Below are 22,864 nucleotides of genomic sequence, written 5' to 3' on the forward strand. Positions count from 1 at the left end.
TTACGGCTTCACCAGGAAAAACGCCCGGAAGGCATCCAGCAGCGGCTGCTGAGTCACGTCTGTGCCTGTCGTCTCATCCACCCATTCGGATGACGGATTGAGCAGGTAGCTCTGATACGACGCCGTGCTCGGATCGACATCACCGCTCCACACGCGGATGCGTGAGCCTGCACTGAAAGGCAGCGAACCCGGAGCCTTCGGGAGGCCGAGGCCAGTGCCGCGCAGAGACGTTCCGCTGGTCTGAGGCAGCGCGAGAGCCACGGTGCGCACCTCGCCGATGAAGGTCAGCGTGGCCACCGTGCTGCGCACCTGCAGCAGCATGCCCGCCTGCGGCGGCACAAGGCGTGTGCCGTCATCCGCCAGAGCGGCATCTCCATCCCGCACCCACTTCGGCGTGCCGTTGGTGGCGCTGTAGAGCCAGTCGATCTGGAACTGGCCGCTGGCGCTGTCAAAGAACATGACGCGGTCGGCCGCATCCTGTGTGGCGGCAGCCTGCACACTGCCCGCCGGCACCAGCGCAGCCAGCGTCCAGTGCGGACGGATGCGGATGCCCGCCCCAGCGAGTGCGCTGTCTGCACTGCTGCTCAGCACCAGCGTGCTGCCAGTGGAGGCCGTGCTGTCCACCTCATAAGTGCGGCCTGCCAGTGTGCCGTCCAGCACCTCGGCGTAATAGCTCACACCGCTCTGCAGCTGCGTGCGGATGTCTCCTGTGAGGCCGAGTACCAGCGTGCTGCCGTTCACAGAGCTCACCTTGCCAGTGTAAACAGCGGCCTGCAGCAGCGGCATGGAGAGAGACTGGCGGCCAGCGGCAAAGCTCATGCGTGCCCATCCCAGCACACCCGTGGTGGCCGTGGCCTCCGGCGTTCCGTCCAGGTTGGCATCCAGCGCCACTTTGATGCGCAGGAAGCCGCGTGTGGCACCACCGAATGCGGAGTCCACCTGGCTGTAACGCAGTGTTTCGGTCTGGTCCGTGTTGTTTGAGCTGGCCGGAGTCAGCGTCAGCGTGCTCCATGTGCTCAGATCACTGCTGCCTTCCAGGTAGAAGCGGAGATCCGCACGTGTGCCCACCGGGCGAGTCAGCAGCGCATCGATGGCTCCCGTCGTGGTATTGTTCACCAGCTTGAAGCGTGAAGCGCCCAAACCGCTGTCTGGAGCCGTGCCCAGAGCGTACTCCAGCAGATTCGCCTGCCCGTCTGCATCTGGATCATCATTCGGTGCATTGACTCCACCCAGGCTGTTCTGCGTCTGCCAGGCAGTATAGGTGGTCGGAGCAGTGACCGTGCCGGGATTTGACGCCAGATTGCGCGTCACCACCTCGGCCGCAGGGCTGCCCGCTCCTGCCACGAAGCCAAAGTCGATTGTCATGATTCCGGCGTCATCCGCTAGGTCGTCCATGAAGCTATTGTAACCATTCTCGCCATAGGTGGCCGTCACGCTGCTGTTCAGAGGCATGGCTCCATAAGCCAGATTGATAATGCCGGAAGAGATGCCTGAGCTGGATGGCAGTGAGGTGTCGATGCCATTTTCGTCGTAGCGGTCATCCTTGCTCGTGTCTGCGTTGTTCGTGGACACCACATTGCCAGAGCCCGTCACAGAACTCATGCCCGCAAGCGGTGCACCCGTCGCAAACATGGCTGCTGGTATGTGCACATAGTAGGCGGCAGGAGAGGTGGCGTAGAGCATGTAGGTGCCGTCTGTGCCTGTGACCGTCTGCGCCACAGGGGTGTCCGTGACTGCCTGCGCCTGCTGGAAGAGCTTCACCGTCACGCCAGCCAGCGGCTGATCGATACCAGACTCAAACGTGCCGGTATTGTTCACGTCGTTGAAGACGAGATTGCCCACAGCGAGGGCTTTGGCTTTAAGTCCCAGATCGATGGTGAGGTCGTTGTCGGGGTCGTTTTCATTGTCGCTCGTCTTGTCGTAGCCGGTTTCGCGACCATCACTATCCGTGGGCAGCGTGCCCGCCACCAGGGAGAATGCGGCAGTGCTTACTCCCGTCACATTCGGGCTGGTGGAAGGAAGGGCATTCTGGTTCGTGTTGTCATCACTGCCATTGGTTGTCTGAGCAGTGGGCACCAGATAGTTCAGCGTTGAAGTGGTCGTGAACTGTGAGGCAGGGATGCGAACAAAGTAGGTCTTCGGAGCGATGGCCGGCGGCGCATACAGAATATAGCGGCCGTTTGCGTCCGTCGTTGTCGTTCCCACCACCGTGTTCGTCGCAGTGGCACCGTCGTTGTACACCAGCTCCAGCGTCACGCCTGCCAGTCCGGTGTCTGAGCTGCTCTGATAGATGCCGTCAGCATTGGCATCACGGAAGACCAGGTTGCCCACCCCGAGACGTTTGCCAAAGCCAAAGTCAATGGTCAGATCCACGTTGCTGTCATTGCTGTCGTCAGAGCTGCCCTGGTAGCCGCCTTCCTGTGCTCCGGCAGGTGCTGCATTAGACGCCAGCGTCACTGGAGCTGAGGTTATGCCCACCTGCTCAGGATTCTGCGCATCAATGCCGTCCTCGCCCAGATTGTCGTCACTCGAGGTCTGATTGCCGCGCAGCGAGATCATGTAATAGAGCGGACCGTGACCAAGCGGTCCGCCATTGATGCTGATGGAGGATTTAAAGTTGTCTGCCGCCACATGCACTGTGTAGGTGCCAGGGCTGAGATTGGAGAACAGATAAGCTCCATTAGAATCGGTGTAAGTGCTGCGGATGTAGCTGCTGGAACCTGCCGTGCCAGTGCCGGAGTAAAGCAGCATCCAGACGCCCGGCACCCCTTCTCCGGAATCCGCCACACCGTTGTTGTTGGCATCGTAAAAGACCAGGTTGCCGATGCTCATCAGCGAAGGAAGCGTGCCACCGGTAAAGCCAAGGTCGATCGTGAGGTTCACGTCCGCATCGTTATACTGGTCCATCGAGCCCATGTAGCCGCTTTCTCCAGCATCTGCCGTGGGCTCCGTGCCATAGGCCAGGGCAAAGGCGCTGGAGTTGATTCCTGTGCTGGATGGATTGGTCGCATCAATGCCATTTTCATCCGTGTCATCATCCTTGCCGTCGTCGCCGCCAAAGCCAGGCACCGAAGTCGTGCCATAGAGCGGACGCCCGCTGGCAAACTCCGTGGCCGGAATATTGAGGTAATACTGGCCTTCGGTGTATGTGTTTAGAAGGAAGCTGCCATCCAGCCCGGTCGTTGTCTGCATGACCGGAGTCGCGCTGTTCGGATTGTCACCCACGTGGAACAGACGGACGCTCACTCCAGCCACGCCAAAGTCAGCACTGTCATAGTGGCCGTTTCCATTCACATCGCGGAAGACGAGGTTGCCCACGCTCAGCGGCTTCATGGTGAAGCCGAGGTCCACTGTCAGATCCACATTGGCGTCGTCATAGTCGTCAGTTTCGCTGTAATAGCCTGTTTCGTTTGTAGCAGATGTAGGCTCTTTATTCGGCTGCAAGGTGAAGACAGCCGTGCGTGCACCGTCCACTAGCACCGAGGTGGGTGTGTATCCGTCCTGGCCGGCGTCATCATCTCCTGCTGTGCTGGTGGGAACGGTGGTGTTCGAGGTTGTGGCCATCGAAGGCACCAGATTGGCAAGAGCGCTGCCTTCTTCGAAATTGAAGGAAGGTACTCTCACGTAATAACTGCCCGGTGCCACGCTGAAGCTGTACAAGCCGCCGCCATAAGTGGTCGTGGATCCTACCAGCACATCCGCGCTGCCTGCCGTGCTGTTCCAAAGCTGCACCGTCACGTTGTCGACACCGTACTCGACGCTGGGATCCATGATACCGTCGTTGTTCGTGTCATTAAAGACCACGTTGCCCACGCCGATGCGCGGCACGAAGCCAAAGTCCACTGTCAGATTGATCGCAGTGTCATCGAGATCATCACTGCTGCCCAGATAGCCGTTCTCATTGCTGCCCGAAGGAGCATTGGTCGGACTCAGATCCAGCACGGCAGAGCGGATGCCATTGTAGTTAGGATTGCCGTCATCAATGCCGTCCTCTCCCGTGCTGTCATCTCCGCTCTGTGCACCCAGCACGCTGGCATAACCTTGCAACGGACCGCCAAAGTTGAACTGTGAAGCCGGGATGCTAACATAGTAGCCACCTGGATTCAGGTTCGTGAAGAGATAGGAGCCGTCCGACGCAGTTGTCGTGGTGGCCACTGGCGAGTCAAACGGAATAAGGGCCGTGGACTGGTAAAGCTCCACAGTCACTCCGCCAACACCTTCTCCGGCATCAGCACGTCCGTTGTAGTTCGCATCGATGAACACAAGATTCCCCACACCCACAAAGCGGAAGAAGCCAAAATCGATCGTCAGGTCGGAGTTTGCATCGTTCGCGTCATCCATGAAGGCGTTGTAGCCAAATTCGCCCAGGGAGTCCGTTGGCTCCTCGCCAGGAGTCAGGTTGAATGCGCCGCTGCTGATACCGGTCACTGATGGATCGTCGGCATCTACGCCATTTTCATCAAGATCATCATCCACACCATTGTCACCACCACCTCCAGGAAGCGAGCGCCAGCCAAAGAGCGGCTTGCCGGCGGCAAACTCCGAGGGCGGAATAAAGAGCTGGTAGTCTCCCTGACTGAGGTTGCTGAAGTAGTAGACACCACCGTTGCTTGTCACCTGGGATGCCAGAGGAGTTGCAGTAAGCGGATTGGCAGCGGCTGCAAAAAGCTGCACTTTGACACCATCCAGGCCTTCACCCGCATCAAAGAGGTCATTGCCGTTAAGGTCAGCAAACACCAGGTTGCCCACGCCCACTCCGTTAGGATTCGATGGCGAGAAGCCAAAGTCCATCGTCAGGTCGAAGTTGTTGTCATCAAACGAGTCCATCGTGGTGAACTGGCCAGATTCTCCCGTCGAGTCCGTGGGTTCACCGTCCACCGTCAGTGTAAACGCGGCCGTGCTGATGCCGTTGAGGAACGGTGCTGAGTCATCGATGCCGTTGTCATTGCTGGGCACATTGTCATCCGCCACGGTGCTGAGGCTGTTCACGCCCGGCATGGAAGACAGACCATTGAGAGGACGACCGGGCTCAAACTCAGTGTATGGAATGTGCAGGACGTAGCTGCCTGCTGGCAGGGAATCGAAGAAGTAACCTCCACCCGCGCTCGTCGTGGTGGTAAAGAGCGGCAGCCCCACTCCCGGTGTCTGGTTGGAGCTGTATAGCTCCACAGTGACTCCATCCACGCCTTCTCCCACATCGGCAATGCCATTCTGGTTGGTGTCAATGTAGACAAGGTTACCCACACCAACGGGGGACTGGAATCCGAAATCAACTGTCAGGTCGATCGAGGCATCATCCTGATCGTCTGAAGTGCCTTCAAAGCCTGTTTCTCCGCTGCTGTTGGTCGGGGCGTTGCCCGGATAGAGGCTCACCACAAGCGTGGACACACCATTCACCGCAGCATCACCGTTGTTGATGCCGTCCTGACCCACATCATCATCCCCCACGAGACCTTCGAGGATGCTGATACGCTGATAGAGCGGCTTGCCCTGCTTGAATTGAGAGCTCGGGATGTGCACCAGGTAGTTGCCCGGGCGGAGGAAATTGAAGGCATAACGGCCTGCGGCGTCCGTGATCGTGGTTGAGAGCGGCGTGTCCACCTCGGGGAACTGTGTGTCTGAGTACAGCTCCATGGTCACTCCCGCGATGCCTTCGCCGGCATCATAGTGGCCGTTGGAGTTGTTGTCTTCAAACACCAGATTGCCCAGAGCCACAGGGCGGAAGAGACCAATGTCCACCGTAAGGTCCGTGTTGGCATCATCGGCATCATCCGTGGTGTAATTGATGCCGGTTTCAGTGTCGGCGTCCGTCGGAGCGTGGTCGCTTACCAGATTGATGATGCCAGTGCGCACCCCAGTGTTCCACGGCGAGTCTGTGGAGAGGGCGTCCTGGCCCACGTTATCATCTCCGGGGGTGATGACCGGTATGCTGAAAAGACCGCGCAGGTTGGCATCCGATTCAAACTGATACGCTGGCAGGTACACAAAGTACTGCCCCTGCCACAGGCCGCTGAAGAGGTAGAGACCTCCGTTGCTGGTCACCTGAGTGGCAACAGGCTGTGTCGTGCCCGGGGTGTCCCCCCAGCGATAGAGTTCCATCGTCACTCCATCGCGGCCTTCACCCACGTCAAAGCGGTTGTTGCCGTTGTCATCCACGAAAACCAGGTTGCCGATAGCCATCGTGCCCGGCTCCACAAAGCCGAAGTCCAGGGTCATATCGCCGTTGGCATCCACGGTGTAGTCATCCAGCTCTCCGCCGGGTGCGGATTCGGTGCCCGTGGAGCCATTGCCCGTCGGCTCTGTGCCGGGAATAAGTGTGATCATCGGGCTGTACACCACCGTCTTCGGTCCGCCAGGCTGCAGACCATCGTCATTACCATCGATCTGGTCGTCCTGACCGGTGGAGATCGGGCTGCTGTAGCCGTTGCCAGCAAGCGGCAGACCATCCACAAAGTTTGAGGCTGCCACCTGCACCTGATAGACTCCTGCAGGTTCGCCGGAGAAATAGTAATAGCCGTTGTTGTCCGTATAGGTCCAGCCCACCAGGTATTCAGCACCGTCACCTGCGCTGCCGTTCACATCCTGCCACAGCTCCACACGCACTCCAGGAATTCCTTGCTCTGCAGCGTCCTGCAAACCATTGGCGTTGGCATCGTTCCAAACAAGAGAGCCGATCGAAACCGAACTGGCCAGAGGCGCATACGGACGCCCGATGGCAAGATCACGCGGACCAGCCCAGATTTCAAAGTTCGGTCCTGGCGGCCGCGGGATCGGCACTTCGTACACATTCACCGCACCATTCGGAGCTTGGGCGATGTCCACACTCACCAGCGCACCGCTGGAATAGGATCCCGCCTTCACCGGTTTATTCCAGTGATAACCTGCAATATAAAGACGGCTGTTGGTGGGGTTAAACTCCACATCACGCGTTTCGAGATCTCCCTTGCCGGCGCTGGAGAGCGTGGCGATGAGCTGCGGCTGTCCGGGCGCGGAAGGCGTGGTCAGATCCACACTGAACACCTCGCCATCGGCACGGTTCACGCCGTAGAGGGTGTTCCCCTCGATGTCGATGCCCGATATGAGTGCAATAGACTGCCCGCCCGGCACCATGTTCACGAGCTGGGATTCAGTCACGATGGTGTTGAGCAATGCACCCGTGGTCAGACTGTAGCGTCGCACCTCACGTGTGTTGCTGGTCTGCACCACCAGATAGAGATTGCCATCCGGCCCCATATTGATGTCCTCCACTCCGTCCTGAGTGATGAATGTGTATGGAGCGCTGCCCATAGGTGCACCTGGCGTGGAGCCTGCCGGGCCCTGGAAGCGCACAATGCGGCTGCCGTTCACATCATAAACATAGAAGTTTCCATCCGGGCCAAAGGCAAACTGGGTGGTCAAGCTCATGCTGGCTGCAGAATTGTTCAGCACCAAACCCAGGTCAGTGCCGGTCGGGCTGACCTTGCGCAGATTGCTGGCTCCATAATGGGCAACATACCAATTGCCATCGGGCCCCAGTTCCATGCCATAGGGCACGTCTCCAAAATCGCCATTGCCCTGGCTGAGGCTGTTGCCAAACGCGGATACCAGAGCCCCCTTATAGAGACCGCTCGTGGCGTCAAACGACTGAATGCTGTCTGCCTGGGTGGCGGAGACATAGATGCTTGGTGTCATGTTCACCAGGCCGAAGTCCACCGAAGTCTCAGCGTAGGTGCCGCCTCCGGTTCCCGGCTCGTCGCCAGGAGTCAGGGTGATTACCGGGCTGTTCACTGCACCACCACTGAGCTGGATGCCGTTGTCATCATTGTCCACGCCGTTATCCAGGAAGACAGTATTGCTGCTGGAGATGGGCTGCGCACCCGGCGGTGTGGGGATGCGCACATACACCTTGCCAGGCATCACTGAGGTGAAGAGATAAGCCCCGCCATTGCTTGTCGTTGTGGTCTGCAGCAGCACATCATCCGTTCCGCCGATGCTGTTGTCTGCGCCTGTGCTCCAGAGCTGCACGGCCACGTTGTCGATACCAGGCTCGCCGTTGTCGCGCAGGCCGTTGTCATTGCTGTCCTGCCATACCAGATTGCCCACGCTCATGCCGCGGAAGAGGCCGTAATCCTGCGTGTAGTCCGTATCAGCATCACCATCATCGACCGTGGGTTCACCGCCTGTGGTGAGCCTGACAACCGGAGAGTAGGCCGGGTTGCCTGCACCGCCAGGCTGGCTCGCAGCATTGTTGTCATTGTCCACGCCGTTGTCCAAGTTCACCGGATTGCCGCCGATGATCTCCAGAGAGTTCGGCATCAGCACACGCATGAAGAAGTAGCCCGGCTGCAGGTTGCTGAAGTAGTAGCGGCCCTGAGCGTCCGTCGTTGTGCTCGTCAGCATCAGGTCGCTGTTGGGTCCGCTGCCACCGATGGCATGGTCAGCTCCAGGATCCCACAACTCCACGGTCACATTGCTAAGCCCGGGTTCTCCGTTGTCACGCAGTCCGTTGAAATTGCTGTCGTCGTAAACGGTGTCCCCGAGACTGAGCCCCTTCACAAGCAGGCTGTAAGATTGTGTGGCCGAGCAGTTATAGGCATCTGTGGTCCGCACGGTGAAGTTTGCCGTCCCATACACGGAGGCGGAGCCGGAAAGCAGACCACCGGAAGAAAGCGTGATACCCGCAGGAGGAGAGCCCGCGATCACGGTGTAAGTATAGGGCCCTGTTCCACCACTGGAGCTGAGCTGCTGGCTGTAGCTGATGCCATAGTAGGCGCTCGTCAGTGTCGTTGGGGTCATGCTCACCGTGGGGCAGTTGACAGAAAGTGTGTACACCTGGGTGGCTGTGCAGTTGTAGGAATCCGTGACCTGCACGGTGAAGGTGGAGGTGGTGGCCTGGGTCGGAGTACCGGAGATCAGCCCGGTGGAATTCAGCGAAAGCCCTGCAGGCAGCGTGCCCGAGGCCAGCGTCCAGGTATAAGGAGCAGTGCCACCCGAAACGTTCAGCGATGCAGTGTAGGATGTGCCCACCACACCATTGCTCAGTGTCGTGGGGCTGACCGTCATGGCCGGGCAGAGCACCGTCAGCGTGTAGGGCTGCGTACCCGGAGCACCGTTGGCATCCAGTGCCTGCACCGTAAAGCTGTAGGTGCCAGGTGCGGCAGTGACGACGCCGGAAATCAAACCACCAGAGGAGATCGAAAGCCCCGTAGGCATGCTTCCAGTCAGTTTGCTGAAGGTGTAGGGAGCCGTGCCGCCCGTGGCCGAGAGCTGCTGCATGTAAGCCGTCAGGCGCGTGGCATTACTGAGCGTCGTCGGCGTGATGTAGATTGGCGGATAGTTGACCGTGAAGGTATAAGACTGGGTGGCGGTGCAGTTGTCAGCATCCGTAGCCTTCACTGTGAAGGTGTAGCTGCCCAGGCCTGTGGGGGTACCACTCAGCACACCGGCACTGCTCAGGGTCAGCCCCGCAGGCAGAACACCGGAATTCAGGCTCCAGGTGTATGGCGTTGTGCCGCCACCTGCGGAGAGAGTCTGGCTGTAAGCGGCATACTGTGTGCCGGCAGGCAGCGGCACGGGCCCGATGGAGATCGTCGGGCAGGCTATCACGATCTGCAGCGCCCTGGTCGCGGAGCAGCTCACGCCATCGGTGGACTTCACTGTGAAGCTGTAAGTAGCAGGAACAGCCGTTGGCGTTCCGGAGATCAGACCCGCCGTGCTCATGGAGAGCCCGGCAGGCAGCGCGCCAGAGATAATGCTGTAGGTATAGGGAGCGGTGCCACCGCTGGAGCTGAGCTGCTGGCTGGCATAGGCCACATTTTTCAGACCGCTCGGGAATGTTGGCGCACTGATGGTAAACGACGGGCAGTTCACCGTGATGGAGTAGGAGCCGGAACGGGCGCAGCTGTTGGCATCCGTAGCGGTCACGGTAATGTTATAAGTGCCGGGAGCGCTTGTCGGTGTGCCGCTCAGCACACCACCGCTGCTCAGCGTCATGCCCGTGGGCATCGTGCCGGTGAAACTCCATGCATAAGGTGCAGTGCCGTTGCTGGCCGTGAGCGTCTGCGCCGTGTAGGCGGCATACTGCGTGGCAGCAGGCACCGTGGTGGGCGACAGTGAAATCGCCGGACAGGTGATCGTCCAGGTGAAGGAAGTGTCCAGAGAACAGCCGTTGGCATCTGTGCTGCGGATCACAAAGGTGTAGGCGCCTGGTGCACCAGTGATGGTGCCGGAAAGCAGGCCGCTTGAGCTGAGCGTCACCCCCGTGGGCAATGTGCCGCTGGCACGGGTATAGGTGTAGGCGGAGGTGCCCCCGCTGGTGGAGAACTGCTGGCTAAAGGCCGTGTTCTGTGCGGCAGAGTTCAGTGTGGTGGGGCTCATTGCCAGCGTGGGGCACACCACATTCAGGGTCATCGCCTGTGTGGCAGAGCACACGTAGGCGTCCGCCGCCTTCACCGTGAAGGTGTAGGTGCCCGGTGTTGCCGTGGGCATGCCGCTCAGCACACCCGAGCTGGAGAGTGTAATGCCGCTTGGCAGGGTGCTACCGGTAGCAAGACTCCAGGTGTATGGAGAAGTGCCGTTGCTAGCCGTAAAGGTGGCGCTGTAGTTGGACCCCTTCACCGCGTTGCTCAGCGTGGCGGGGGAGATGCTGATCGTCGGGCAGGAGCGCAGACCAAAGTCGATGGTGCCTTCCGTGTTGGTCGCACCCGTGTTGCCCGGTTCCCCTCCGGGCGTGAGGGTGAAGACCATGCTGTAAACCGGAGAGCCTGCGCCGCTGGGCTGGCTGCCGTTGTTGTCATTGTTTACGCCATTGTCAGTCGTCACCACGGTGCTGCTGGCCAGCGCATAGGAAGCCGTAGGCGTGACGCGCACAAAGTAATTGCCGGCAGTATATACCTTGAAGCTATAGGCACCGCTGCTCAGCGTGGTGGTGGACTGCAGCTGCGTGTCCGCGTTGGCCCCGGTGCCGCCCACTGCATTGTCCGCACCCGGACTCCACAGGTCCAATTGCACACCTGCAATACCAGACTCGCTGGTGTCCTTCAGTCCGTTGTTGTTCAAATCATTCCAGACCAAGTCTCCCACGGTGATGCCCGTAAAGAGACCAAAGTCGATCGTGTTGTTTCCGCTGGTGCCGTCTCCATCCACGCTAGAGGGAGGTTCGGCCCCCACCTGCAGGTCAATGATGGGGCTGTAGATGACGGTGCCAGGTCCGCCCGGTTGCACGCCCTTGTTGTAATTGTCCACTCCGTTGTCCGTCGTGGCCACCACAGCGCTTGCCGCAGGCACACTGCTGGTGGGAGTCACACGTACGTAATACTTGCCAGGCACCAGATTGGTGAAGGAGTAGGCCCCGCCGCTGCTCGTCTGCACACTAGCTCCCACCTGCGTATCTGCATTCGAGCCCGTGCCACCGATGGCGTTGTCCGCGCCCGGAGTGAAGAGCTGCACGGTGGCACCGCTCAGCCCCAGTTCGCCGGTGTCACGCACGCCGTTGTTGTTCACGTCATTCCATACCAAATTGCCCACACTGACCCACGGCGAAACAGAGCAAGGTTCGGTGGCAATGGTAAAGACGCCTGAGGGATCTGTCACAAAGCTGGCTTCCGTGGTGCCAGACGTGTAGCTAAAGGAGGTCAGTGCACCATTGCTGTCATAGGTCGGAGCGCTGCTAAGGTCCACCATATGCAGATTCAGGCTGGCGCTGCCACCGGTTTCGATGCCTTCCCAGGTGGCGGAGTTCACTCCCATGGCGCTCCAGTTGGAGGCGTTGTTCACACGGCTCACGTCGATCACGCACTGGAAGCGCACGCTGCTGCCCGTTTCCGTGACAATCTTCTGCATCACATCGCCAGCAGTGACGTTGCCACCCACTGTGCTCACCATCAGGTTTGCAGCGGTCTGCCAGCTGTTGTAGCCCAGCGTTGTGTCATACTTGTAGATCGTCACATTCGGGCTGGAGCGTGTGATGCCGTCGATGTACACGATGGCGTGGTCGCTGCTCGCAGGGTTGGTTCCCGTGCTCATCAGGAACCACACTGCATCCACTTTGGAGGCACCAAGCTGTGCAAAACTGAAGTCCAGTGCCACACGGCTCACCGAGGCATCGTAGATCATGTTGGCGCTCGTGATCTGAGCCACGCCGTTCGGCGTGTAGTTGAAGTCGTAGGCCTGCGTTGGCGTCCACTCCGAGGATCCCGTAAACACGCCGTCGCCGTTCGTATCCATAGCCAGGAAGTGATAGCAGCCCGTCGAGGTCGGCCCGCTGGACTTGAAGCCAAAGTCCACCGTCATGTTGCCATTGCCGTCGTCACTGTCGTCAATGGTGTTGAAGGCCCCGCTCTCCCCGTTGCTGTTGATCGGCTCGTTGTTGTCTGAGAGGCTGATCAGCGAGCTTACAATGCCGTTCACTGCAGGCTGTGCGTTGTCATTGCCGTCGTCATTGCCCACGATGTTGTCGTCCACGTCATTGTCAGTAGAACTGGCGGGGAAGATGGAGATCGTGTTCACCAGCGCCTTGCCGGAGGCAAACTCAGAGGCCGGAATACGCACGTAGTAAGAGCCCGGCACCACGCTGCTGAACATATACTGGCCTCGCGAGCTGGACAAGGTGCTCGTCGTCGTGTTCTTCACCAGTACTCCGGAGCTGTTCAGCAGGTCCACACGCACACCGCCCACACCTTCGCCGGAATCGTACACACCGTTGTTGTTGGCGTCTTTGTAAACCAGGTTGCCGATGCTGCAGAAGGTCGGGCGCAGGCCGAAGTCGATCGTGTTGTCCACGTTGGCTCCAAAGGGAGCCACCAGATTGCCCGGCTCCGTTAGAGCGGAGAGGGTGATCATCGGCGAATAGATCGGGGCACCGGTGGAAGACTGCGAGACACCGTTGCTGTCGTTATCGATGCCATTGTCAGCATTGCTGCTGGTGCTGCTGCGGCGTGGATGCGTGATCGGCGGAGTGAGTTTGATGTAGTACTTGCCTGAGGCAAGGCCGCTGAAGCCATACACACCGTCGCTGCCGGTCGTGAAAGTGCTGCCCACTTTCACGTCGTCACTGTTGTTCACCGTGGTGTCGGTGGAGGTGTAGAGTTCCACCTGAGCATTGGGCACGCCGATTTCTCCAGAATCGAGCAGGCCGTTGTTGTTGTTGTCAGAGAAGATCTGGTTGCCAATGCCGAGGGAGGCCGTGAAGCCAAAGTCCACTGTCATGTCCTGATTGCCGCCGCCGCTGGAGAGATTGCCCGGTTCTTTGCCCAGAGCCAGGTTGATCACCGGGCTGTAAACGAGCGTTCCCGAGCCGCCCGGCTGGATGCCATTGCTGTCATTGTCCACGCCATTATCCAGGTTCACCGCAGGTGTGGAGGCCAGCGGCCACTGTGAGTCCGGATTGGGCAGCGCCACGTAATAGTTTCCAGCAGCCAGTCCGCTGAAGAGGTAATAGCCATTAGCATCAGTCGTCGTTGTGGCCAGCAGCGTGTCATCGCCTGTGTTCGGCAGGTTGTCAGCACCGGGGTTGTAAAGCTTCACCGTAAGGTTCTGCAGCCCGGGCTCGCGCGGATTCTTCACACCGTTGGCATTGGTGTCCGCCCACACGAAATCGCCGATGGCCAGCGTCTGTGGATTCGTAGTGGCTGCGCCCTGCAGGAGGATGTTGTCGATGTTGATGAATCCGGTGCCATCTCCACCCCAGAGATAGATTTCCATGAGGAAGGACTTGCCTGCGAGCTGCGCCCCCGTGGGCACTGCTGTGGCTCCGCCGAGGAAGCTCGTCCAGCCCATGTTCATCGAGAACCAGGAGCCCACAGTGGGCAGTTGGAAGGTGTCCGTCACAGCCGTGCGCATCGTGGAGCCTTCCAGCCAGGAGAGCATCACTTTGCCCTGGATCGGCGCGGTGGTGCCCACACGGTAGAGGTCAAATAGGATATTGCCGATGTTCCCGTTGGCCGTCGGATCCATGTCAAAGCGGATCCACAGGCTGTCAGGGCGCTGCACCAGCGTGGTGGGCGGCGTATCATAGCCCGTGTCATACGAGGCGTCCCAGCTGCGCATCTGGCGGGAGAGCGCACCACTGCGGATCGGTCCGTTGTTCGTCGGCTCGCTGATGTCCGTCAGGCCGTTCATATCGTCCTCGATCTGAATCTTCGCAGCGTTCACCACGGCAGCGCTCTTCAGGCTGGGCAGCGCAGGCAGGCCGCCGGTGGAGGTGTTCAGCGTGTATTCAAGAAGGTTCGTCAACGAGGCGGGCACAGCGCGCAGGGCGAAGTCCACAGTGTTGTCCACATCAGCACCGCCGGTGGTGTTGCCAGGCTCATTGCCCACCGCCAGCGCGATGATTGGGCTGACGATGGCACCACCGACACCGCCGGTCTGGGTGCCGTTGTTGTCATTGTCCACCCCATTGTCCAGCGCCACCTGCGGGCCGGACGAAAGCGGATACGCCGTGGGCGGCGTGGCCATGCTCACGTAGTAGCTACCTGGTGCCAGGCCGGTAAAGCTGTAAGCACCGGTGCCGCTGGTGGTCGTCGTCCCCTGGGACACATCATCACCATTGCCGATCACTGCATCCGTCGTGGAGTAGAGCTGCAGTGTCACGCCGCTGATCCCCTGCTCTCCCGTGTCAAAGGTGCCGTTCTGGTTCTGGTCATTCCACACGAGATTGCCGAGTCCCAGCCCGTTGATGACCAGCACGTAGTTACGAGAGCCTGTGCAGGTGGCGCTGTCCTGGCTGCTCACCGTAAAGCTGTAGCTTCCCGCAGCCGTAGGCGTGCCAGTGATGGCACCGCTGCTGGTGTTGAGCGTGAGTCCTGGTGGCAGGCTGCCAGCGCTCAGGGAGTAGGTGTAGGGGCTGATGCCACCGCTGGCCGTCACCGTCTGGCTGAAGGCCACACCACGATAGCCTGAGTTCAGGCTGGTCGGGCTCAGCGCCAGAGTCGGGCACGTGATCGTCATCGAGATCGTGGCGGTGCCAGGGCAGTTGTAGGCACCGCGTGCGGTCACGCTAAAGCTATAAGTTCCAGGTGCCGTTGGCGTTCCGCTGATCGTGCCCGTCGGGCTCAGCGCCAGACCAGCCGGCAGCGTGCTGCCGGTGGGCAGGCTCCATGTATAGGGTGCTGTGGCTCCGGAGGCCGTCAGCGTGGTGGAGTAGCTGCTGGCCACCGTGGCATTCGGCACGGTGGTGGGAGTAATGGTGACAGTGGGGCATTGCAGCACCAGCGTGCATGCCAGCGTGCCAGGGCAGCTGTCCTGGTCCATCGCCTGCACCGTAAAGCTGAAGGTGCCTGCAGTATCTGTGGGTGTGCCGCTGAGCAGACCGGAGGAAGAAAGCGTCATGCCAATGGGCAGGGAGCCCGATTTCACTGTCCAAGTCTTCGTACCCACACCACCAGTCGCGGTAAACTGCTGCGAGTAGGCCGTGCCCACTGTCGCGGTGCTCAGGCTTGACGGCGTGATCGTGATAGAGGCGCAACCCACGGCCAGCGTCAGCGCCTGCTGCTGCACACAGCTGTTGAGGTCACTCACCTGCGCTGTGAAGTTGAAGGATCCCACGGCATTGGTGGTGCCGCTGATGAGACCAGCGGAGGAAAGGGTAATGCCGGAAGGCAGTGAGCCCGAGGCCAGAGACCAGGTATAAGGAGAGGTGCCGCCGCTCACGGCAAGCTGCTGGCTGTAGGCCACCGTGACTGTGCCTTGCGGCAGTGTCGTCGGCGTAATGCTGATGGCAGGACAGCTAAAAACAATACTGCAGGAGCGTGTGCCTGTGCAGCTCTGGGCATCGGTGGCCACTACGCTGAAAGTATAGGTGCCGGGAGCTACCGTCGGCGTGCCACTGATAACACCGGCACTGCTCAGGCTCAGCCCTGTGGGCAGCGTGCTGCCGCTGGCCAGCGCCCAGGTGTAGGGGGAGTTTCCGCCGCTCGCGGTCATCGTCTGGGTGTAGGTCTGGTACTGGCGACCTGCGGTAAGAGTGGCAGGAGTAACGGTGATGGTGGGGCAGTTCACATGCAGCGTGTAGCTGCTTGTGCCGGAGCAGGAGGCACTGTCTGTAGCCTTGACGGTAAAGGTGTAGTCTCCCGGAATTGCCGTGGGTGTGCCGCTCAGCAGGCCGGCGCTGCTCAGGCTCATACCGGTGGGAAGTGAGCCGCTCTGAATGCTGAAGGTATAGGGAGCACTGCCTCCCGTGCCGCCCAGTAGGACCGAGGTGTAGGCTGCGAACTGCTGCGCATTCGACAGGGTGGCAGGAGTGAGGGAGATCACCGGGCAGACGACCTTCACGCTCAGCGCCTGGGTGCTCACGCAGTTGTTCGCATCACGTGCACGCACGGTGAAATTGTAGGTGCCAGGTGCGGAGCCCGGGGTACCACTCAGCACACCTGAGCTGCTCAGGCTCATGCCGGTGGGCAGCGCACCTGTGGTGATGTCCCAGGTGTAGGGTGAGGTGCCGCCGGAGGCACTCATGTTCACCGCCGTGTAGCTCGAGTACTGCACGGCGTCCGCAAGGGTCTTCGGCGTGATGTTAAGCGCCGGGCAGTTCACCGTCAGCGAGTAGCTGCGCACACCCACACCACTGTAAGAATCTGTGGCACGCACGGTGAAGGGATAGGTGGCAGGCACTCCTGTGGGGGTGCCGCTGAGCACTCCCGTCGTGGAGTCCAGCGTCAGGCCTGCGGGCATGCCGTTGTTGCCGGTGATGGAGGCCGCATACCGGGCCTGCGCTTCGGCGGAGGTAATTGCACGGCTGTAGATCACCGCCTCATCCAGTGCACCATTCCAGCAGGTGCTCGTGGTGCTGCTGCCGCCCAGCACAAGCGGCTGCGTGGAGTGGCTGATTGCCGTGGCGAAGGCCTTCGTGGCGGCCTGCACGCCGTTGACATAGATGATCAGGTTGGAGCCGTCGTAGGTGGCCGCCACATGGTTCCAAGCGTCCACCGTCAGCGTCGCATCGACAAAGTCAGACACCGAAGCCACGCTGGCAGGCGCATTGATAAAGAAGCGCACCGTGCTCGTGCCACTGCGCTGGATCAGCCCGTAGCCGTTTGCCGGCGCGCTGTTGCTGGAGCTCTTTTCGATGATGATCTTGTCAGCCGTAGGCGCTGAGCTGGCTGGACGCACCCAGGCTTCCAGCGTGATCTGTGTGGGCCGCAGCACGGACTGGTCCGCCACCTGTGCGTAGTCATTCACACCATCAAAGCTGAAGGCCTTGCCCACCTGCCCTGTCGTAAAGGCCACGCCGTTCATCAGCGCAGCGCTGTTTCCAGCAATGAGTTCCGCACCGCCAGATTCCCCAGGCCACCAGGCGGCAGCCCCGCTCAGCGCCGAAGGCCCGACACTCCAGACATACGGAGAGGTGCCGCCGGAAGCCGACAGGTTTTGGGTATAGGCATTGTACTGCGTCGCTGCAGGCAGCGTGCTTGGGCTCACCGTCACCACGGCATTGGCCAGCGTCAGCGTGTAGCTCTGGGTGGCGGAGCATCCCTGGCTGTCTGTGCTGCTGACAGTAAAGTTGTAGCTGCCTGGGGCGGCGGAAGCGCCCGGCGTGCCGCTGATGATCCCGCCGCTGCTCATTGTCATGCCGCTGGGCAGGGCACCGCTGCTGATGGCATACACATAGCCGCCGGAGCCACCGGTGGAAGTAAGCGTCAGCGCATTGTAGGCCACATACTGGGTGGCCACAGCCACCGTGCCAGGACTGATGGTAATGACCGGGCAGGCGCGGAATCCAAAGTCGATCGTGTTTTCAGCATTCGTATTGCCACTGCTGCCGGGCTCGCCCCCCGCAGTCAGCGTGATGACAGGACTGATCACAGCTGTGTTGATGCCACCGCTCTGAATGCCGTTGCTGTCATTGTCCCTGCCATCGTCCGTGGCATCCACCACGCTGGAGGCCAGCGGATAAGACGAAGGCGGCGTGGGAATACGGACACGGTAGGTGCCAGGCTGGTAAATGGTGAAACCGTAGACACCTGCGCTGTTGGTCGTTGTGCTGGTGATCACGGTGTTGGCCGCTCCATCAAGCAGTTCCACCCTGATGCCAGAGCCAGTTCCGCTCTCGGTAGCACTGGTGAACGCCCCGTCATTATTAGCATCAACAAAGAGCTGGTTGCCCAGCTGAATGCCGGAGAAGAGGCCGAAGTCGATCGTCAGGTTCGTATCCGGGTTGGTGTCACCATCGTTAACCGGCTCCATACCACTGGCCATCGTGATGACCGGGCTGTAGATATAGGTGCCCGGCCCGCCAGGCTGGCTGCCCTTGTTCTCGTTGTTAATGCCATCATCTACGGTGATCACGTTGCCGCCAGTTGCCGGCACACTGGCAGGCGGAGTCACGCGCACCACATACTTGCCGGCCGCCAGACCATTAAAGTTGTAGGCGCCTGCGGAGTTGGTGGTGGTGGTGGCCACCCACAGGTCGTCCGAATCTCCGGCTGTGTTATTGGTGGTGGTGTAAAGATCCACCGTCACGGCACTGATGCCCACTTCGGTGGTTGCACCCACATCGCGCAGGCCGTTCTTGTTCGCATCATTCCAGACGAGGTTGCCGATCGAAAGCGTGGCGCTTGTGTTCACCTGGCAGAGATAGACAAGGTCGGCCACCACAGCATTGGTGCTGCTGCCACCGGAAAGCGCGATGCTCAGCGTGTCGATCTGCGTGGCGGAGGCGTTGTTGGCCACACGGAAGTGGTAGGTGAACTGGCGCCATTGCGGCTGCGTTGCATTGGCTGTCGCCTCCGTCCAGCTGTTATAATCGGAGGAACCAAAGGCCGGATAAGAGGTGGTGCCGCCACTGTAACCGCAGCACTGGCTCACACCTGCGGCTGTGGCGCTCATTTCCCCCTGTGGCACCGTGTAATATTGATAAAGGCCAGGTGTGGAGCCGGAGATGATCTGCACGATCTGCGCACTCGCGCCCAGGTTCCACAGGATGGAGGCGGCACCAGAGCTGGCATTTGCCGCCCACACACTCAGTTCATATTCCTTGCCCGCTTGCAGCACAGAGCTCCAGTTGCCGCCGCCGGCAGCCTGCAGTGTCAGCGAGGAATTGGTTCCCTGCAGCAGCACCATGCGCTTGCCATGCCGGCTCTTGATGCTTTCCACCCAGGAGAAGGACGAGCCAGTGGTGCTTACGTTCACCTGCGCACGCTGGATCGGTTCGCCCAGGCCGCTGGTGCCATTGGTGCCGCCCACCCACTGGAAGGCGTTGATGCCCGTGCCCAGATTCGTTCCAGTGCCATTATAGCTCAGCACAGACGCTCCTGCTCCGGTCACGTTTGGCTGTCCCTGAAACTCAAAGCTCGGGTTGTCGATCAGGTTGGTGATCTGGCACGGATTTGCGTTCGCAAATCCCACGTCGATCGTGCTGTTCGTGTCCGTGTCGTCTCCGTCCACACCCACGCCGGGCTCAGAGCCTGGAGAGAGCGTGATCAGCGGCGTCACCACCGGGTTCCCCGAGGCGGACTGGATGCCGTTGTTGTCGTTGTTTACATTATTGTCCAGGTTCACCTGGCTCGTGCTCACCTGCGGGTAGTATGTCGGCGGTGTTGGGATGCGCACATAGTACACGCCCGGTGCCAGACCGCTGAAGAGGTACAGGCCGTTGGAGTCCGTGGTGGTGCTGGCGCTCAGCACGTCATCTCCGCCGCCACTTTCCATCGTGCCATTAGCACCCGGTGTCCAAAGCTGCACTGGCAGTCCTGGCATGCCGCTCTCTGAGGTGGTGTAGAGGCCGTCATTGTTCATGTCCACCCACACCAGATTGCCCAGGCCCATGCCCTTCACGTTAAAGGTCACCGTACCCGAGCTGCTCTGACAGTTGTAGGCGTCCGTGGCCCGCACCGTCACCGTGTAGCTTCCCAGCGTAGTAGGAGTGCCGCTCACCGTTCCATCTGTTCCGATCACCAGCCCGGGTGGCATGGTTCCGCTGACCAGTGTGTAGGAATAAGGTGCCGTGCCACCAGTGGCTGACAGGCTCGTCGAGTAGCTCGTCCTCAGGTAGGCATTCGGCGGCGTGCTGCTGCTGAAAGTGATGGTGGGGCACACCGGATTCACCGTGTAGGAGCGCGCCCCCGCGCAGCCGTTTGCATCCGTCCCCGTGATCGTGAAGGTGGCCGGTGTGCTGCCGGTGGCCGTGCCGCTAAGCACGCCCGTGCTGCTGTTGATGCTCAGCCAGGCAGGCAGGCCGCTCGCACTCCAGGTGATCGGTGTGGCGCTCGTACCAGAAACGCTCATCGTCTGTGAATACAGGAAGCCGATCGTCGGCGCAGTCAACGTGCTGGGATTCACCGTGATGACCGGGCACACACGCAGCGGCGTAGTCACTGTGGCGCTGCATCCCAGGCTGTCAGTGGCGGTGACCACAATATTGTTTGCTCCAGAAATGGTGGGAGTGCCGCTGAGCACACCACCGCTGGAGAGGCTCATTCCTGCAGGCAGGCTGGCAGCCTGCACCGTCCAGGTGTAGGGCGTGTTGCCGCCACTGGCCGTCAGCGTCTGATTGTAGGGGCTGCCCACAATAACCGCTGGCAGAGTCGAGGGTGTGATCGTGATCGCCGGGCAGCTTCTCAGACCGATGTCGATCGTGTTTTCCACGTTAGTCGTGCCGCTGGATCCGGGTTCGCCGCCGTAGGTCAGAGTAAAGGTGGTGCTGTTCACCACGTGGCCTGCACCGCCGGGCTGGCTCACCGCATTGTTGTCATTGTCCACCCCATTGTCGGCAGAAACACCGTTCAGCGCCATGAGCTGGGTGGCTCCGGGAGTGACCATCACATAATAAACTCCCGACTGGAACACCGTGAAGCCATAGATGCCGCTGGAGTTCGTTGTCGTTGTAGTCACGACCACATCGTCCGAAGTATAGGCCGTATTGTCTGCACCGCGGGTCACCAGAGCCACGGTCACGCCTGACACGCCGCTGTCCGTGCCGCTCTGATACACGCCATCCGCATTCGCATCGAGGAATACCAGATTCCCCACGCTGACGCCGGAGAAGAGGCCAAAGTCGATGCTCAGGTCCGTGTTGGGGTCCGTGTCCCCATCATTCACAGGCTCATTGCCAGAGGACAGATTGATCACCGGGCTGTAAAGCGGTGTTCCGGGTCCGCCAGGCTGCGCACCGTGGTTCACATTGTTGCCGCCATTGTCCACCGTCACCGGTGTTCCGCCCGTCATCGGGTTCGAGGCCGGCGGCAGCACCTTCACATAGTAGTAGCCAGGAGTGATGCCCGCAAAAGAGTAGGCCCCGGAAGAGGTCGTAGTGATCGTGCTTCCTACCTGGGTGTCCGCTGCGGTGTCTGTGCCGCCGATGGCGTTGTCAGAGCCCGTGCTGAAGAGCTGCACCTGCGCCCCTGCCAGACCGCTCTCGGAGCCATCCTTCACCCCATTGTTGTTCACGTCATTCCACACCAAGTCACCAATGGTGAGGGAGCTGATGGTCACACTGTAGCTCGCACTCTTCTGGCAGTTTAGGGCATCCGTCGCCGTCAGGGTAAAGCTGGCGGTCTGCACAGTGGTGGGCGTCCCCGTGATGGCTCCCGTGCTGCTGTTAAGGCTCAGTCCAGCAGGCAGGCTGCCGCTGCTCACCGTCCAGGTGTAGGGTGCCGTGCCATTGGTTGCGCTCACGGTCTGGCTGTAGGCCACGGCCACATTCCCACCGGACAGGCTGGATGGAGAGATGGCGATAGCCGGGCAGGCAGGAGTCAGAGTGTAAGAGGTGGAGCCCGAGCAACCGTAGGCGTCCGTGCTGCGGATCGAGAAAGTGGCGGAGGCCAGCGCGGTGGGCGTGCCACTGAGGGTGCCGGTGGCGGTGTTCAGCGTCAGGCCTGCCGGCAGGCTGCCGCTGCCCAGCATGAAGGTGTAGGGGCTCGTTCCGCCCGTAGCACTCAGTGCCTGACTGTAGGCCGAATTCATCACCGGCGTGGGCAGCGTGGCGGGTGTCACCGAGATGGTGGGGCACACCGGTGTCAGCGTGTAGGTGGCTGTTCCAGAGCACTGATTAGCATCCATCGCTGTGACAGTGAAAGTCACAGTCGCTGTGCTCGTAGGCATGCCGGAAAGCGCTCCGCTGCTCGTGTTCAATGTCAGCCAGGATGGCAGCCCCTTGGCGCTGTAGGTCACCGGCAGCGCCGTGGTGCCGCTGGCGGAAATCGTCTGCGTGTAAGCCGTGCCCACCACAGGTGCGGGCAGCGTCGCCGGGTTCAGGGTGATCACCGGACAAATCTTGATCTGCATGGTCAGGTCACGCACACATGCCTTCGAGTCGATGGCTCGCACGGTCACGCTCGTTCCGCTCACGCCGCTGGTCGGCGCGGTCGGTGTGCCGCTGATGTTGCCGCTGCCGTCCAGACTCAGTCCTGCAGGCCAGGTGCCGGCGGAGGTCGTCCATGTGTAGGGCGGGAATGGGCTGCCAGACGCAGTAAACGCCTGCGTGTAGGCAGTGCCCACCAAGCCGTTGGCTAGCGCCGAGGGCGTGATGGCGATGGCTGGGCAGATGCGGAAGCCAAAGTCGATCGTGTTTTCGTAGCTGCTGCTGCCTGACGATCCTGGCTCCGTGCCCACGGCCAGTGTGATCAGCGGGCTGGTGGATGCCGTACCCGGTCCGCCGTTCTGGATGCCGTTGCTGTCATTGTCCACTCCGTTGTCTGCAGTCACCGCGATCGTGGCGGAGGTATAGCTTGCGGGCGGTGTGGGCACGCTCACGTAGTAGGTGCCCGGAGCGCAGCCGCCAAAGAAGTAGCCGCCACTCGCATCCGTAATGGTGCTCAGCAGCAGATTTCCGTCGCTGTCCAGAAGCTGCACCGTAATGCCGGAGATTCCTGTTTCTCCTGAGCCTGGCTCATACAATCCGTTGCCATTCGTGTCTGCAAACACGGTGTCGCCCACGCTCACACCATCCCCC

At 60.6% G+C, this 22,864-nt stretch carries 1 protein-coding gene (running past one end of the window); it reads right to left on the reverse strand.

The window, feature by feature from the left end; genetic code table 11:
* Window positions 1–22,864: the 3' portion of a putative Ig domain-containing protein gene (locus HNQ65_RS07165; RefSeq protein WP_221306070.1), read on the reverse strand. 10,184 nt of this gene lie beyond the right edge of the window; 22,864 of the gene's 33,048 nt are visible here — the last part of the coding sequence; the start codon falls outside the window, past its right edge — the gene reads right to left on this strand; the stop codon is at window positions 1–3.

Origin of the sequence: Prosthecobacter vanneervenii, assembly GCF_014203095.1 — a bacterium.
In the GTDB taxonomy this organism is placed as follows: Bacteria; Verrucomicrobiota; Verrucomicrobiia; order Verrucomicrobiales; family Verrucomicrobiaceae; genus Prosthecobacter; species Prosthecobacter vanneervenii.